Annotated in this window: 16 protein-coding genes; 15 read left to right on the forward strand and 1 reads right to left on the reverse strand. The window is 68.4% G+C overall.

All coding sequences use genetic code 11. The features are described 5' to 3' along the window. The first annotated feature begins 184 nt into the window (after window positions 1-184). From ABD655_RS00930 to ABD655_RS00955, 6 genes are all read left to right on the forward strand, one after another. Window positions 185-940, forward strand: coding sequence for a PIG-L deacetylase family protein (locus ABD655_RS00930; RefSeq protein ID WP_344710726.1), 756 nt, complete (start codon window positions 185-187; stop codon window positions 938-940). Then, window positions 937-1,641, forward strand: coding sequence for a 4-carboxy-4-hydroxy-2-oxoadipate aldolase/oxaloacetate decarboxylase (locus ABD655_RS00935; RefSeq protein ID WP_344710728.1), 705 nt, complete (start codon window positions 937-939; stop codon window positions 1,639-1,641). The genes ABD655_RS00930 and ABD655_RS00935 overlap by 4 nt, the downstream gene beginning before the upstream one ends. After that, a complete protein-coding gene (locus ABD655_RS00940) occupies window positions 1,634-2,734 on the forward strand; it encodes a PrpF domain-containing protein (RefSeq protein ID WP_344710730.1) in 1,101 nt (366 codons plus the stop codon). The genes ABD655_RS00935 and ABD655_RS00940 overlap by 8 nt, the downstream gene beginning before the upstream one ends. Window positions 2,735-2,757: 23 nt before the next feature. Beyond that, the gene (locus tag ABD655_RS00945; protein WP_344710732.1) at window positions 2,758-3,720 is read left to right on the forward strand and encodes a VOC family protein; all 963 of its coding nucleotides are present in this window, start codon (window positions 2,758-2,760) and stop codon (window positions 3,718-3,720) included. A gap of 143 nt (window positions 3,721-3,863) precedes the next feature. After that, the gene (locus tag ABD655_RS00950; RefSeq protein WP_344710734.1) at window positions 3,864-5,390 is read left to right on the forward strand and encodes an aldehyde dehydrogenase family protein; all 1,527 of its coding nucleotides are present in this window, start codon (window positions 3,864-3,866) and stop codon (window positions 5,388-5,390) included. A 76-nt stretch (window positions 5,391-5,466) separates the two neighbouring features. Further along, the gene (locus ABD655_RS00955; protein WP_344710736.1) at window positions 5,467-6,684 is read left to right on the forward strand and encodes an MFS transporter; all 1,218 of its coding nucleotides are present in this window, start codon (window positions 5,467-5,469) and stop codon (window positions 6,682-6,684) included. Between the two features lie 249 nt (window positions 6,685-6,933). Here ABD655_RS00955 and ABD655_RS00960 read toward each other — a convergent pair whose 3' ends face one another. After that, the gene (locus ABD655_RS00960; RefSeq protein WP_344710738.1) at window positions 6,934-7,416 is read right to left on the reverse strand and encodes a MarR family winged helix-turn-helix transcriptional regulator; all 483 of its coding nucleotides are present in this window, start codon (window positions 7,414-7,416) and stop codon (window positions 6,934-6,936) included. A gap of 94 nt (window positions 7,417-7,510) precedes the next feature. Between ABD655_RS00960 and ABD655_RS00965 the strand changes: the two genes are divergently transcribed. From ABD655_RS00965 to ABD655_RS01005, 9 genes are all read left to right on the forward strand, one after another. After that, window positions 7,511-8,443, forward strand: coding sequence for an SDR family oxidoreductase (locus ABD655_RS00965; protein WP_344710740.1), 933 nt, complete (start codon window positions 7,511-7,513; stop codon window positions 8,441-8,443). Between the two features lie 20 nt (window positions 8,444-8,463). Next, the gene (locus ABD655_RS00970) at window positions 8,464-9,357 is read left to right on the forward strand and encodes an amidohydrolase family protein (RefSeq protein ID WP_344710742.1); all 894 of its coding nucleotides are present in this window, start codon (window positions 8,464-8,466) and stop codon (window positions 9,355-9,357) included. A 38-nt stretch (window positions 9,358-9,395) separates the two neighbouring features. Beyond that, a complete protein-coding gene (locus ABD655_RS00975) occupies window positions 9,396-9,848 on the forward strand; it encodes a MaoC family dehydratase (protein ID WP_344710744.1) in 453 nt (150 codons plus the stop codon). A gap of 73 nt (window positions 9,849-9,921) precedes the next feature. Beyond that, window positions 9,922-10,908: an ABC transporter substrate-binding protein gene (locus tag ABD655_RS00980; RefSeq protein WP_344710746.1), complete on the forward strand. Its 987-nt coding sequence runs from the start codon at window positions 9,922-9,924 to the stop codon at window positions 10,906-10,908. Between the two features lie 72 nt (window positions 10,909-10,980). Then, on the forward strand, window positions 10,981-12,534 hold the full coding sequence (gene menE, locus ABD655_RS00985) for an o-succinylbenzoate--CoA ligase (RefSeq protein WP_344710748.1): 1,554 nt from the start codon (window positions 10,981-10,983) through the stop codon (window positions 12,532-12,534). Further along, complete coding sequence (locus ABD655_RS00990) at window positions 12,531-13,382, forward strand: ABC transporter permease (RefSeq protein ID WP_344710750.1); 852 nt, start codon at window positions 12,531-12,533, stop codon at window positions 13,380-13,382. Before menE ends, ABD655_RS00990 begins: the two co-directional genes overlap by 4 nt. Beyond that, window positions 13,379-14,155 (forward strand): ABC transporter permease, encoded by a 777-nt coding sequence (locus ABD655_RS00995; protein ID WP_344710752.1) that lies wholly within the window; start codon window positions 13,379-13,381, stop codon window positions 14,153-14,155. Before ABD655_RS00990 ends, ABD655_RS00995 begins: the two co-directional genes overlap by 4 nt. Next, window positions 14,145-15,008: an ABC transporter ATP-binding protein gene (locus ABD655_RS01000; protein ID WP_344710754.1), complete on the forward strand. Its 864-nt coding sequence runs from the start codon at window positions 14,145-14,147 to the stop codon at window positions 15,006-15,008. The genes ABD655_RS00995 and ABD655_RS01000 overlap by 11 nt, the downstream gene beginning before the upstream one ends. Then, a complete protein-coding gene (locus ABD655_RS01005; protein ID WP_344710756.1) occupies window positions 15,005-16,222 on the forward strand; it encodes a multidrug effflux MFS transporter in 1,218 nt (405 codons plus the stop codon). The genes ABD655_RS01000 and ABD655_RS01005 overlap by 4 nt, the downstream gene beginning before the upstream one ends. Window positions 16,223-16,241: the final 19 nt, after the last annotated feature.

Here is a 16,241-nt window from a genome sequence, read left to right on the forward strand (position 1 = left end):
CGCGATGGTACGGAGAACATTTCCCTATGTCCAGAGGGATTTCAGGGTCACCAAAATTGTAACCAGAATCTTGACCATTGCGCTAGGGGTGTGGTTCTCTGGGTTCACGGGCCGGGCCGTGTTCGCTGCGGTTACCCATGCCCGCTGTCCGCCGTCGGCGGAGATTGTCGAGTCAGGAGTCCCTTTGGCTGAGTCAACCCGCACGCTTCTCGTGGTCAGCGCCCACGCCGGCGATTTCGTCTGGCGTGCCGGCGGTGCGATCGCCGCCGCCACTCTGCGCGGAGAGCGGGCCGTCGTGGTCTGCGTGTCGTATGGAGAGCGCGGCGAGTCGGCCAGCCAGTGGCTGCAGGGCAAGTCGCTCGATGAGATCAAGGCCATCCGCCGCGAAGAGGCGACAGCCGCGGCATCCGCCCTGGGCGCCGAGATCGAGTTCCTTGATGCCGGCGACTACCCGTTGCTCGAATCGACCGAGACCGTCGCGAAGCTCGTCGACGTCTTCCGCCGCGTGCAGCCCACCGTGGTGCTGACGCACCCGCTGGCCGATCCGTACAACGGCGACCACCCGGCGGCCGCGCGCATGGCGCTGGAGGCCCGCGTCCTGGCACAGGCGATCGGTGTGGCCAACTCGGACGGCACCTTCCCCACCACCGACGAGATCATCGGCGCACCGCCGGTGTTCTTCTTCGAACCCCACCAGCCCGAGCAGTCGGACTTCAAGCCGAACGTGCTCCTGGACATCACGGCCGCGTTCCCGATGAAGCAGAAGGCGATGGAGTGCCTGCCCGCCCAGAAGCACATGTGGGAGTACTACACCTCGCTCGCGGTGCGCCGCGGGGTTCAGCTCAAGCGCAACGCCGGCCCGAACCTGGGGCTGCCGGTGGACACGATGGGCGAGGCGTACGTGCGCTACTACCCCGCGGTCACGGACATCCTCGAATGAGCGCCGATCACGTCGTCGTCACCGACATCGAGCGGGCGGATGCCGCGACCGTCGACGCGCTCGCCGAACTGGGTTCGGCGACCGTCCACGAGGCGATGGGGCGCATCGGCTACGTCGGTCCCCGCATCCGTCCCATCCAGCAGGACGTGTCGATCTCGGGCAGCGCCATCACCGTGCTGACCGCCCCGGGCGACAACCTGATGGTGCACGCCGCGATCGAGCAGGCCCGCGCCGGCGACGTCGTCGTCGTCGTGCCCACGACCGACTCCCCCTTCGGGTTCATCGGCGAGCTCATGGCCACGCAGATGCAGGAGCGCGGCGTGCGCGCCTATGTCACCTCCGGCGGTGTGCGCGACACGGGCGAACTGCGCACCATGGGCTTTCCGGTGTGGACCGCGCACATCAGCTCGGAGGGCACCGTCAAGGACACGGCCGGCTCGGTCAACGTTCCGGTGGTGCTCGGAGGCGTCGTGGTGAACCCGGGCGACATCGTGGTCGCCGACGACGACGGCGTGACGATCGTGCCGCGCGCCCGCGCCGCGGCGACCCTCGAAGCCGCCCAGGCGCGTGCCGCGAAAGAGGCGGCCACCCGGCTCCGCTACCAGGCCGGCGAACTCTCGCTGGACGTCAGTTCGCTGCGCCCGCTCCTCGCCGACCTCGGCGTCCGGTACGTCAGTCAGGCGGAATACGACCGTGACTGAGGACGTGCGCGATCCCTCCGGCGACGGCATCCGCTGCATGCTCATGCGCGGAGGCACGTCGAAGGGCGCCTACTTCCTCACCGAGGACCTGCCCGTCGAGCCCGCGCAGCGGGACAGCCTGCTGCTGCGGATCATGGGCAGCCCCGACCCCACCCAGATCGACGGCCTCGGGGGTGCGCACCCGCTGACCAGCAAGGTCGCCCTCGTGTCGCGCTCGGCCGAGTCCGGCGTCGACGTCGACTATCTCTTTTTGCAGATCGGTGTCGACCAGGCCACCGTGAGCGACGCGCAGACGTGCGGCAATCTGCTGGCCGGCGTCGGCCCGTTCGCCGTCGAGCGCGGACTCGTCGCACCGGGTGACGAGACCACGACGGTGCGCATCCGGCTCGTGAACACCGGCGACCTCGCCATCGAGACCTTCCTCACGCCGCAGGGCCGCGTCGACTACGACGGCGCCTCGTCCGGCACCGGGACGGCCATCGACGGCGTGCCCGGTACCGCCGCCGGCATCGAGATCGCCCTCAGTCCCGGCCCCGACGCGCGGCTGCTGCCGTCCGGCAGCGTTTCCGACACGTTCAACGGTCACTCCGTCACGCTCATCGACAACGGGATGCCGGTCGTCCTGCTGCGCGCGGACGAATTCGGCGTCGCGGGCACGGAGTCCCCGGCCGAGCTCGAAGAGCGCATCGATCTGAAGGTCGCGCTCGAGAGCATCCGCCTGCAGGCAGGGCCGGCGATGGGCCTCGGCGATGTGGCGCACGCCACCGTCCCGAAGATGTTCCTGCTCTCGCCCGCGCTCCACGGCGGCGCGGTCTCGACCCGCGCCTTCATCCCCGCTCGCGTCCACACCTCGATCGGCGTGCTCATGGCCGCGTCCGTGGCCGCCGGCATCCGCATCCCCGGCGCCGTCGGCGCCGACATCGCGGCGCTGACCGACACCGGTCCCGACCTCATCGAACACCCCGGCGGCACCTTCCCCGCCCGCGTTCAGGTGCAGCTCGGCGACGACGGCCAGTGGCACGCCACATCGATTTCCACCCGCACCGCCCGCAAGATCTTCGACGGCGTGGTCTTTCCGCGACCACGCCTGTAACACCCGCCAGAGAGGACCGCACGATGACCGATTTCACCGCGTTCGACGTCGCCCACATCGGCAGCGTCGAGCTGCTCACACCCAAGTTCGAGGAGAGCAAGGCGTTCTTCACCGACCTGCTCGCGATGCGCGTCGTCGCCGAGGAGGGCGACTCCGTCTTCCTGCGCACGTGGGACGAGTACGAGCTGTACACGATCAAGCTCACGGCATCCGATGCCGCGGGTGTGGGACGCACGACGTTCCGCACATCCAGTGAGGATGCGCTGCAGCGCCGTGTCGCAGCGATCACCGAGACGGGCTTCGGCGGCAGCTGGGTCGACGGCGAGGTCGGAACGGGCCCCACGTTCGAGTTCACCGACCCCGACGGCCACGCCATGGCGATCTACTACGAGACCGAACGCTATGTCGCGACCGATGACAAGCCGGCTCTGAAGAACCAGGCATCGCGCTTCCCGGGCTACGGCGTCAACGCCCGCCGCCTCGACCACATCAACTACCTCGCCAAGGACGTCGTCGCCAACGGCGAGTTCATCGCCAACGCTCTCGGCGGTCGCGAGAGCGAGCGCATCAAGCTGGATGCCGGCGGCTACGCGGCATGGTGGTTCCACTTCAACAACAAGTCCTACGACGTGGTCTACTCCGATGACTGGACCCGTCACGGCAACCGCCTGCACCACATCGCCTTCGCGCCCGACACGCGCGAGGACATCCTCAAGGCCGCCGACATCTTCATCGAGAACGGCATCTACATCGAGTCCGGTCCGCACAAGCACGCGATCAACCAGACCTTCTTCCTGTACGTCTGGGAGCCCGGCGGCAACCGCATCGAGTTCGCCAACGCCGGCGCGCGCCTGCTGCTGGACCCGGACCAGCCCGTCGTGGAGTGGAGCCAGGAAGAGCGCAAGAAGGGCCAGGCGTGGGGCATGAAGACGATCGAGAGCTTCCACACGCACGGCACGCCGGTCGTGGACGTCGTCGCAGACTGAACCTTTCCCGCGCCGGCGCCCGGCTCATGGGACGTTCCCGCCCCCGCTGAGCGAATCAGTGGTGGAATGAACAGAGATCGGGCGCTGCGCTGGGCAGGGCCCTCGGCAACAATCTGAGCAACAACGCACAGAGGGGTGTGGACATGACGGACACGATAGGCGCGGACTCCGCGACCGCGGTCACCGGCGAGGCCGGCACGGAAATCAGGACACGGCTGTACATCGGCGGCCAAGAGCGGCACACCGCCGCGACCCTGGATGTCGCTGACCCGGGCAAACCGGGCGTGATCGTCGGCCGCGCGGCCTCCGCCACTCCGCAGGACGTCGACGACGCCGTCGCCGCGGCGAAGGCCGCCTATCCGGCGTGGTCAGCCCTCTCGGCCCTCGAGCGCGCCGAGCAGATGCGCGCGGCGCTGGAAGGGATCGCCGAGGCACGGGATGCCGATGCTGCGATCCTGTCGCAGGAGAACGGCAAGGTCCGCTTCGAGGCCTGGGTCGACTCCCTGGTCTTCGAGATCCGGTGGAACCTCGCGTTGATGCTCGCCGACGAGGTCGACACGGGCAAGGTCCTGCCCGTGGTTCCCGGCATCCCGGTCGAGACCTCCGTCTCGTACCAGTCGCTGGGCGTGGTGACCCTGATCGTGCCCTTCAACTGGCCGATCGCGATCCTCGGCGCCGCACTCCCGCACGCGCTGCTGGCCGGTAACACCGCGATCGTCAAGCCGCCGCCCTCGACGCCGCTGGCGCTCACCCGGGTCGTGCAGCGGATCGCCGAGAAGCTTCCCGCCGGCGTGCTGAACGTGGTCACCGGCAAGGACGAGAACATGTCCGGCCTGATCTCCAACACCGACGTCGCGAAGGTGTGCTTCACCGGCAGCGTCAACGGCGGCAAGCGCATCATGGAGATGGCATCGAAGTCGCTCACCCGGGTGACGCTCGAGCTGGGCGGGAATGACGCGGCGGTGTTCCTCGAGGACGCGATCCTCGACGACACCCACCTGGACCGCATCTACGCCGCCGTGTTCGACACGACGGGTCAGATCTGCATGAACGCCAAGCGGCTGTACGTGCACCGCTCGCGCATCGATGAGCTCGTCGAGGGCCTGTCGGCACGGCTGGACAAGGCCGTGATCGGGTACGGGCTGGACGAGGGCACCACGATGGGGCCGCTGCACCAGAGCGCGCAGAAGGCGTTCGTGGAGGACATCATCCAGGAGGCGAAGGATGCCGGCGCCGACGTGCGCGAGTTCGGCGAGCTCCCCGGTGGGGACCTTGCCGGCGGGAACTTCCTGCGCCCGGCGATCGTCGTCGACCCGGACCCCGCGCTGCGCGTGGTCACCCAGGAGCAGTTCGGTCCGGTCATCCCGATCCTCCCCTTCGACACCGAGGACGAGGCGATCGCCGCGGCCAACGACACGTGGGCGGGGCTTTGCGGCTCGGTCTGGACGGCCGACGTCGACGCCGCCAACCGTGTCGGCGGCCAGCTCGCCTGCGGCTACGTGTGGGTCAATGACCACGGCGCGACGCGACTGGACCTGCGGGCGCCGTTCGGCGGCATGAAGCAGTCCGGGTTCGGGCGCGAGCAGGGCATCGAGGGCATCCGTGCCTTCCAGGACACCCGCTCCATCGCCCACATCGACGCTGAAGCCCTCGCGGCGCAGGCGCACTGACCGTGCCGGGTCAGGGAGGATCGTTCTGCCTGACCAGGAGTCTCGCTCGCGCGGCGCGGTCATCGGGGCACACCCGATGACCGCTCCCCGCACGGTCGACCGCGTCGCAGAGCACGGCAGCAGTCCTCGGCTGCTCCTGCTGGTGGCCGTCCTGCTCATCGCGGCGAACCTTCGCGCGACCATCACCGGCCTGGGCCCGCTCCTCGCGCAGGTCGCCGAAGACCTGGGTACGAGCGAAGCCGCGCTGGGCGCGCTGGCCGCCGTTCCACTGATCGCCTTCGCGGTGGTCTCCCCGTTCGCGCACGGACTCAGCGCGCGATTCGGGATGCCGCGCGTCGTGCTGTGGTCCCTCATCTTCATGGCGGTCGGCACGATCTGGCGATCGATCCCGGGTTCGCCGGTGAACCTCTGGCTGGGCACCGCGCTGATCGGCTCCGCCATCGCGGTGGCGAACGTTCTGATGCCCGCGGTCATCAAGCGGGACTTCGGCGACCGCATCACCGTCGTGACCGCCGCGTTCACCGCCCTGCTGGCCGGCATGGGGGCGGTCGCCTCGGGCGTGGTGGTGCCGATCTCGCACATCGAAGTGGGCACCGGCGAACTGGGCTGGCAGGGCGCACTGCTGTGGACCGGCGCGCTGCTGCCGTTCGCGCTGGTCGCGTGGCTGCTGTCGCTGCGCGGTCGCCCGCGCGATGCGGGATCCACGGCGCGGCGCCCGCGCACGGGCATCTGGACCGACCCGCTCGCCTGGCAGGTGCTGGGGTACATGGGCCTGCAGTCGAGCATCTTCTACATGCTCGTGACCTGGTTCGCGCCGATCGCCCACTCTCTGGGCCGCGCCGAAGTGGTGGCCGGCATCGATGTCATGATCTATCAGCTGTGCGCGATCGTCGGCTCGCTGACCGTTCCCCTGCTGCTGCGCGGCCGCATCAAGCGGATTGCGCCCGCCCTCGTCCCGGTCCTGGCGATCATCGGCGTCGGCGGCCTCATCGCGTTCCCGCAGGCTTTCCTGGTGTGGGTCATCCTGTGCGGCCTGTCCTCGGGCTCATCCCTCGCGGTATCCCTCAGCCTGTTCAGCCTTCGCGCCCGCACGCACCAGGCCGCCGGCGCCCTGTCGGGAATGGCGCAGTCCGGCGGATACCTCATCGCCGCGGCCGGTCCGATCCTCTTCGGCGCGCTCATCAGCCTCACCGACGGCTGGCTCGCCCCGCTGATCCTGGTCGGTGCGGTCCTGATCGGCCAACTGTTCCTCGGCCTGCTGGTCGGCCGCGACCGCTACGTGCTCGAGCGCTGACCCGGGCGTCCGCTCGGCGCTCTGCGCCGTCCGCGCGTCCTCTCGGCGGCGACTCCGTCCGCGCGTCCTCTCGGCGGTCTGCGCCGTCCCCGCGTCCGCCCTGTCGGCTCGCCCTGGGCACGCGGTCGCGGCCCCCCTTTGTTCACTTGCCCTGTTTGTACGCCGGAAGCTCGGTTTCGCGTACGAACAGGGCAAGTGAACAGAGGGAGGCGGGGCAAGTGAACGAGTGTGGAGACCCGAACCGCCGACTCAGTCGGCGTCGGGCGCGCCGGCAAGCATGCGCAGCGCCGCGTCGAGCGGGGCACCGAGCGCGCCGAGCGGGGCGAGGAATTCCTGCTCCGCCCGCCGGCTCGCCGCACGGGCGGCGCGGAAGAGTTCACGTCCGCCGTCCGTTGCGACCAGGACATTGGCGCGTCGATCCTGCGGGTCCGGCTCGCGACGGACGAGCCCGCGAGATTCCAGATCGTCCACGAGCGCGACGATCTGGCTCGGGTCGAGACGGAGGAACTCCGACAGTTCGCGCTGCGAGGGCCGCGAACCCTCGGCGGCGATCGCCAGCACGGAGTAGGACCGCACGCGCAGGTCGTATTCGGCCAGGGCCGCGTGCACGCCGGCCAACGAAAGGGCGTTCGCACGAGCGAGGCGGAAGCTCAGGTCGTTGCCGACGACGCTGTCCCAGAGTCGGTCATTGCTCGCCGGCGTCCCGCTGTTCGTTCGGCTCGCCATCGACATGCTCACATCATAAACACAACTTGGTAGAGATTTCGAATGATTGACAATCTCAATGAACTCGACTTCAATGAGCACGAGACACAAAGGAGCGTTCATGTCACTCGAAGGCAAGGTAGCCATCGTCACGGGGTCCGGCCGCGGGCTCGGACTCGCGTACGCGCAGGAACTCGCGCGTCAAGGTGCCGCCGTCGTCGTCAATGACGTGGATGCCGCCACCGCCGACGCCGGCGTCGCCACCATCGAAGCCGCCGGCGGCAAAGCCGTCGCCGTGGTCGCTCCGGTCGGATCGACCGAGACCGCCAAGAAGCTGGTCGCCGCGGCGGTGGAGAACTTCGGCCGCCTCGACATCCTCGTCACCAACGCCGGCGTCCTGCGAGACACCGTGCTGTGGAAGATGAGCGATGAAGACTTCGACCTGGTCATCAACGTGCACCTGCGCGGCACCTTCACCTGTGTCCGCGAAGCCGCGACCTACATGCGGGAGAACAGCATCGCCGGCCGGATCATCTGCATCGGCTCCCCCACCGGGCAGCGTGGCAACTTCGGGCAGACCAACTATGCCGCGGCCAAGGCGGGAATCGTCGGCATGGTTCGCACCTGGGCGCTCGAGTTGAAGAAGGCCGGCATCACCGCGAACGCCGTCATCCCGGTCGCTGCGACAGCCATGACCGCCACCGTTCCGTACTTCGCGGCAGCCGTCGAGGCCGACGCGGCCGGCGATCCGATGCCCGCCTTCTTCCGCCACGACCTCGGGTTCGGCACGTCCGGCGACGTCGCGGGTCTGGTCGCGTATCTGGCATCGGATGCCGCAGCCGGCGTCACCGGCCAGGCCATCGGCATCGGCGGAGACCGCCTGCAGCTATGGGCCCACCCCGAACCGGTCGTCACCGCCTACCACGACGAGGGGTGGTCCTACGAGGCCCTCGAGGCGGACTTCCCGACCGTCATCGGCGGGGAACTCCAGCCGGTCGGCGAGAAATTCCCCCCCCTGCCCGAAGAGCTGGTCCGCCCAGCCCCGTCGGCCTGACACTGCGAAGGCTGAGACACATGACCCGCTACGAATCGGCGATCGACCTCGACGCGATCGACGCGATCGACGTGCACGTGCACGTCGAGGTCGATGCCCGCGGCAACGCCTCGCTGCCAGCCGCCTTGACGGAGGCGGCCTCGAAGTACTTCAGCACCGACGGCCCCCGGCCGGACCTCGACTCCATCGCCGCGTACTACCGCGAGCGCCGGATGGCCGCCGTCGTGTTCACCGTCGATGCCCAGACGCAGGTGGGCCACCCGGCGATCTCGAGTGAGGACATCGCGGAGGGCGCTGCGCGCCACAACGACGTGCTCATTCCGTTCGGCTCCGTCGATCCGCGCACCGGCGCGGCCGCGGTCGACCGGGCGAGGCGGTTGATCGAGGACTACGGAGTGCGCGGGTTCAAGTTCCACCCGACCGTCCAGGGCTTCGACCCGAGCGACGAGACGTACTACCCCCTCTACGACGCGCTCCAGGATGCGGGTGTCGTCGCTCTCTTCCACACCGGTCAGACCGGGATCGGAGCGGGGATGCCGGGCGGCTACGGGTTCCGGCTCGGCCTGTCCAACCCGATGCTTCTAGACCGCATCGCAGGGGACTTCCCCGACCTGCAGATCATCATGGCCCACCCCTCGGTACCGTGGCAGGACGAGGCTCTCTCGGTCGCGACGCACAAGCACAACACGTGGATCGACCTGTCCGGGTGGAGCCCCAAGTACTTCCCGGCAGAGCTCATCCGCTACGCCAATTCGATGCTCAAGCGCCGCGTGCTCTTCGGCTCGGATTTCCCCATGATCACCCCCGACCGCTGGATTCGCGACGTCGAGCAGACGGCGCTCAAACCCGAAGTCATGCCCGGGATCATGAAGGACAACGCCGCCCGCCTGCTGGGACTCGGGACGCCTTCATGAGCCTCGCAACGCATTCGCCGGAACCATCAAGGAGCACCATGACCACCACCGTCAGCTACACCGACCTGCCCGGCCTGGTAGGCACCGACCTCGGCTACACCGACTGGTTCGAGATCTCGCAGGATCGCGTCAACACGTTCGCCGACGCGGCATCCGATCATCAGTGGATCCACACCGACCCGGAGCGGGCGAAGGGCGGTCCGTTCGGCGCCCCGATCGCCCACGGATTCCTCACACTCTCGCTGCTGATCCCGCTGTGGGTCGAGCTGCTCGATGTCCAGGGTGTCTCGACGAAGGTGAACTACGGACTGGACAAGGTCCGCTTCGTCTCGCCGGTTCCGGTCGGATCCCGCATCCGCATGACCGCCGCCGTCGTCGAGGTGACCGAGGTCGCCGGCGGCTACCAGCTCACCGTTGATGCGACGATCGAGACAGAAGGCGGCACCAAGCCGGCTGTCGTCGCGCGCAGCCTCCAGCGGTTCTACCTCTGACCGTCCGAATCACAACTGAACACGCAGCATCCGCCCTCGGGCACCCAGCACAGTTCACAAAGGAGTAACTGAAATGAAAATCACACGAATCGCGGCTCTGGCGGCCGTGACCGCCGCAGGCCTCATGCTCGCCGCATGCTCGTCCGGGGATCTCAGCGGGAGCGAGACCTCCGCCCCGACCGCGGAGGCGGAGGGCTCTGGCGAGCTCACGCCCATCACCGTCGGGTTGCTTCAGATCGCCCCCTCGGCCGCCGTGCAGCTCGGCATCGATGAGGGGATCTTCGAGAAGCACGGCCTCGACGTCACGGTCCAGCTCGGCCAGGGTGGCGCGGCCCTTCTGCCGGCCGTCTCCAGCGGGTCGATCCAGTTCGCCGTCGGAAACCCGCTCTCCGTGCTCGTCGCCGCCAGCCAGGGGCTGGAGATGAGCATCGTCTCCGGCTTCTCCGCCGTCGCCGACCCGCCCCCCTCGGGCATCGTCGTCAAGGAGGACTCCGGCATCGCCTCGTGGAAGGACCTCGAGGGCAAGACCGTCGCGCTCAACGCCGTCAACACCCAGGGCGACCTGACCACGAAGGCGTACGTCGAAAAGGACGGCGGCGACCCGGCCGCGGTGAACTTCATCGAGATCGCCTTCCCCGACCAGCTCGCCCAGCTCGAGCAGGGCAACATCGACGCCTCGTGGATTCCGGAACCGTTCCTCAGCGCCTCGCTGGCCACCGAGGGCGTGACCTTCCTCGGCGACCCGCTCACCGCGATCGATGGTCTGTACACGATGGTGGGCTTCTCCTCCACGGCGTACGTGGAAGAGAACCCCGAGATCGCCGAAGCGTTCGCCGCGGCGATCACCGAGGCGACCGCGCTGGCGATGGATGACACCGACCGCTACCGCGACACCATCGTCGAGTTCACCGGCATGCCCGCCGATGTCGTGAAGAACATCGCCCTGGAGAACCTCTCCGGCGACCTCGACCGCGGCGTCATCGAGGAGCTGAGCGCGATGGCGCTGAAGTACGGCTTCATCGACAGCGAGCCGGACCTCGACAAGGTCATCATCCAGTAGTTCCCACCGCCCGGTGCCGCCGTCGCGGCGGCACCGGGCCTGGGCACCAGTCGTCTCCAGGAAGGGGATGTCGTGCACAATCACGGGATCGGACCGTGGGTCTGGCGCAGACGCGAGCGTTCGCGCGGCGACGTCGCACTGACCTTCCGCGACGAAGGACTCCACTACGAGCAGCTGGCCGAGCGGATCGACCGGCTCGCGAACGCACTCAGCGACCGCGGGGTGACCGCCGGCGAACGCGTCGCCTACCTCGGGAACAACCATCCGTCGTTTCTCGAAGTCTTCTTCGCGACGACGACGCTCGGGGCCATCTTCGTGCCCCTGAACACCCGCCTGGCACCCCCGGAGATCGAGTTCGCCCTCGAGGATTCGGGCGCCACGACTCTCTTCTTCCACGCGGACCTCACCGACCTCGCCCGGTCGGGAAGCTGGTCCACGCGCGCCAAGCGCCGCATCATCATCGCCGGTGAGTCCCCCGTCGCCGGCATCGAGCAGTACGAGGATGTACTCAGCTCGGGGAAGGCCGAGCACCGCGACGAGCCGGTCACTCAAGACGATCCCGCGATCATCCTGTACACCTCCGGGACCACCGGGCATCCCAAGGGCGCCGTACTCACCCACGGCAACCTGACGTGGAACTGCTTCAACGTCCTCGTCGACTACGGTGTCAGCCCCGGCGAGCGGGTCCTGCTCATCTCGCCCATGTTCCACGTCGCCTCGCTCAGCAACGGAGCGCTTCCGACCCTGCTGCAGGGCGGCACCGTGATCCTCCACGAGAAATTCGACCCCGCCCACGTGCTGGAGACGGTCGAGTCCGAGCGCGTCACGATGCTCTCCGGCGTCCCGACCACGTTCCAGCTGCTGCAGGAGAGCGACTCCTGGGCTTCCGCGGACATCAGCAGCCTTCAGCACCTCACGTGCGGCGGCTCCTCCATGCCGGAGCGGATGCTGGCGGCCTATGCGGATCGCGGCCTCGGATTCTCGTGCGGCTACGGTATGACCGAGACCGCCCCGGGAGCCACTGCCATGCCGGCCCATATGGCGCGACACAAGATGGGCTCCTCGGGCTTGAAGCACTTCTTCACCGACGTCAAGATCATCGACGAGGACGGCAACGAACTGCCGCCGGGTGAGGTCGGTGAGATCTGCGTGAGCGGTCCCAACGTCATCAAGGAGTACTGGCGGCGCCCCGAGGCGACCGAGCGGGCGTTCGTCGACGGCTGGTTCCGCTCGGGCGATCTCGGCTACTTCGACGAGGACGGCTACGTCTACATATCGGACCGGTTGAAGGACATGATCATCTCGGGCGGCGAGAACATCTACTCCGCCGAGGTCGAGGGCGTCATCATGGAACTCACCGATATCTCCGCGGTCGCACTGGTGGGCGTGCCTGACGACAAGTGGGGCGAGGTTCCTCTCGCCGTGATCACGCTGAAGGATGGTGCCGCGGTGGAACCAGAAGCTGTCATCGCTCATCTCACGGGGCGTCTGGCGAAGTACAAGATCCCCAAGCGGGTGGTCGTCGTGGACGAGCTGCCCCGGACGGCGAGCGGTAAGATCCGCAAAGCCGAGCTCCGTGCGCAATACGCCGCTCCGGTGGCCGAGCGATCGGTGAGCGAATCATGAGCATCGCGCCCGCAGGCGATGAGACCATCACCCGCGCCGTCACCGTCGCTCGGGCCAAGAACCGCCGCCGGCGGTATCGCCCCCGCAAGACCCTGCTGGGCATCGCCGGCGTCCTCACGCTGCTGATCGTCTGGGAGCTCGTCGTGCGCGTCGGCCTGGTCGACGCCCGCTTCCTGCCGCCCCCGACCGAGGTCATCCCGCGGCTCTTCCAGGTCGCCACGCTCGCCCAGTTCTGGGTGGCCGTCGGCGAGACGCTGGTTCAGTGGGGATTGGGCCTGGCTATCGCACTCGTCCTCGGCGCCGTGCTCGGTGTCGTGATCGGGCTCTCCCCCTTCCTGCGGCGGGCGACCAACTCCACGGTCGAATTCCTGCGCCCGGTCCCTTCCGTCGCACTGATCCCGCTGGCCGTGCTGCTGTTCGGCGTGCGGATCGAAGCGAGTCTCCTGCTGATCGTGTACGCGGCGTTCTGGCAGATCTTCATCCAGGTCCTCTACGGCGTCGCCGACGTGGACACCGTGGCGATGAGCACCGGCCGCAGCTACGGGTTCTCCTCGTGGCAGCGCATCCGCGACATCGTGTTCCCGACCACGCTCCCCTACCTGATGACCGGGCTGCGGCTGGCTGCGGCGGTCGCGCTGATCCTGGCGATCACCGCGCAGTTGATCATCGGCACCCCCGGACTGGGCCTGGAGATCGCCAAGGCGCAGAACGCAGGCCTGTATACGACGATGTACGCGCTGATCCTGGCCACCGGCTTCCTGGGTGTGCTGATCAACTTCGGCGCACGGCTCCTGGAGCGCGCCCTGCTGTCGTGGCACGTGTCGGTGCGAGAGGACGTGCCCGCATGAAGAAGACACTCGTCGCCCTCGGCTACGCGTTCGGCCTGCCGGCGATCCTCGTGCTGCTGTGGTGGATCGCGACCATCGTGTCGCCGAGCTTCTTCATCCCGACCCCCAGCGAGCTCATCGTCACGTTCTTCGAGACCTGGTTCGGTCCGCGCCTCTGGCTGGACGTCCTGCCCAGCATCCTGCGATTCGGAGTCGGGGTCATCATCGCGATCGTCGCGGGGCTGCTGCTGGGCATCCTGGTCGGACTCAACCGGGACCTGCGCGCGTTCACCGAGCCGGTCTTCGAGTTCTTCCGCGCCCTCCCCGCACCCGTCCTGATCCCGGTACTGCTGCTGCTGCTCGGCCCCACCGACGCAATGAAGATCTTCGTCATCGCGCTGGCTGCCATCTGGCCCGTGCTGCTGAACACGATCGAGGGCGTGCGCAACGCAGACCCGGTGCAGAACGAGACCAGCCGCTCCTACGGCATCCACGGGTTCTCCCGCGTGCGCTATCAGGTCCTGCCGGGCGCCGCCCCCCAGATCATGGCCGGCATCCGCCAGAGCCTGCCGATCGGCCTGATCCTGATGGTGATCTCCGAGATGTTCGCATCCTCGTCGGGTCTGGGCTTTTCCATCATCCAGTTCCAGCGCAGGTTCGCCATCCCCGAGATGTGGTCGGGCATCCTCGTGCTGGGACTGATCGGCTACGGCGTGGCAGCGGTCTTCCGCTACGCCGAGCGACGAGTTCTCCGCTGGTACACCGGACTGAAGGACCTTGAGAATGTTGTCTGACACCTCCCCGCCCCTGAACACCGTCTCCTACGGGCGCACACTGCCCCCCGAGGACACGCTCCTGTCGGTGCGGAATCTGAAGAAGGTCTATTCCACGGACGGCGGCGACATCGAGGCCGTCCGCGATCTGACATTCGATCTCGGCAAGAACGAGCTCACGTGCCTCGTCGGGCCGTCCGGGTCGGGCAAGACGACGCTCCTGAAGTGCATCGCCGGGCTGCTCGCGCCGACCAGCGGCGAGGTGATCCTCGACGGCAAGAAGGTCACGGCGCCGCCGAAGAAGATGGCCGTGGTGTTCCAGGAGTACGGCCGCTCGCTGTTCCCCTGGCTGCGCGTCGCCGAAAACGTCGAGCTGCCTCTGAAGAACGCGGGCATGCCGAAGGAGCAGCGCACCGCGCTCGTCCAGGAAGCCCTGGCCAGTGTCGAGCTCGACCACGTGCCGCGCTCCTACCCGTGGCAGCTCTCCGGCGGCATGCAACAGCGCGTGGCCATTGCCCGCGCCATCGCCTACCAGCCGGAGGTTCTGCTGATGGACGAGCCGTTCGCGGCGGTGGACGCCCAGACGCGTGCCGACCTCGAGGATCTCGTGCGCCGGGTCCGCAAGACGCTCGGACTGTCGGTGCTGTTCGTCACACACGACATCGACGAGTCGGTGTACCTCGGCGAGCGGGTCGTGATGCTCTCGAGCTCGCCGACGGTCGTGCAGGAGGATCTGATCATCGATCTTCCGGAGGAGCGCGACCAGCTCGAGACGCGCTCGATGCCGCGGTTCACCGAGCTTCGCCACCACGTTTACGAGCAGATCCAGCTCGCCAAGCGGGGCTTCCGTCCCGACGCCGCCGCGGCACGGTGACGTCCCCCGCACCAAGGGCGAAGGGCGACTACCGGCTCGGTGGCGGATTGCTCGCCGCGCTCGGCTACGTCTCCATGGCGGGGTCACTGTCGACGGATCTCTATCTGCCGTCGTTCCCCTCGATCGCTCAGGACCTGGGGGTCGGCGCCTCCGCGGTCCAGCTCACTCTGACGGCCTTCCTGGCCGGCTCGGCAGTCGGTCAGCTCTTCATCGGCGCACTCTCGGACGCGCTGGGGCGTCGGCGGGTGCTCATTGCGGCGCTCGCGCTGTTCACGGTGTGCGGTTTCGCAGCGGCGGCCAGTCCGACGCTCGCCGTGCTGATCGGGGTGCGCGCCGTGCAGGGGTTCGCCGGTGCGGCCGGCGCAGTGCTCGCCCGCGCCGTGGTCGCAGACCTCGTCTCGGGCGAACGAGCCGTCCGAGCGTTCAGCACCCTGTTCATCATGATCGCGCTGGGCCCCACCATCGCAAGTCCGCTCGGCGCCCTGCTGACCGGAGTGGGCGGCTGGAGGCTGGCGCTGCTCGGCCTGGCGGTGTTCGCGACCGGGATGCTGGTGGTGGCGATCCTGTTCATTCCGGAGAGCATGCCGCCGGACGAGCGTCACCCCCTCCGGGTGGGTGCGCTCGCCCGCAACGTCGGCCGGTTGGTGCGGAATCCGACCTACATCAGCTACGCGATCGCGTATGCGTCGGGCTACGCCGCGCTGATGGTCTACATCAGCTCGTCGTCGTTCATCGTCCAGGGGGTCCTCGACGTCACTCCGTTCGGCTACGCGCTCACCTTCTCGCTCAGCTCGATCGCGGTCATGCTCGGTGCCTGGTCGAGCGGACGCATCGCGCGAGCGCGCGGCGCGACGACCACGATGCGGGTGGGGCAGGTCGTCACGCTCCTCGGCGCATCGGCCACCGCCCTGTTCGCGAGCACCGGAACCCTCGTGCTCGGCACGTACCTGCCCTCGGTGTTCGCCGTCGCCGTCGGCTGCGGCATCGTCATGTCCAGCGCATCGGCGTTGGCCATCGGCCACGCCGTCGCGGCTGCGGGGGCCGGCTCGGCGCTGCTCGGGTTCCTGCAGTTCCTCTTCGGCGCGCTCGCCTCACCACTGGGCGGCACCCTGGGCACGGACACCGCCGTTCCTGCGGGGGTGTCGATGACCGCGTTCGCCCTGACCGGGCTGGCAGCAGGGTTCGTCGCGACCCGCCGACGCACCGCCGCCTGATCCGACCCGGCCGCCGGGG

This window comes from Microbacterium terregens (assembly GCF_039534975.1).
In the GTDB taxonomy this organism is placed as follows: domain Bacteria; phylum Actinomycetota; class Actinomycetes; order Actinomycetales; family Microbacteriaceae; genus Microbacterium; species Microbacterium terregens.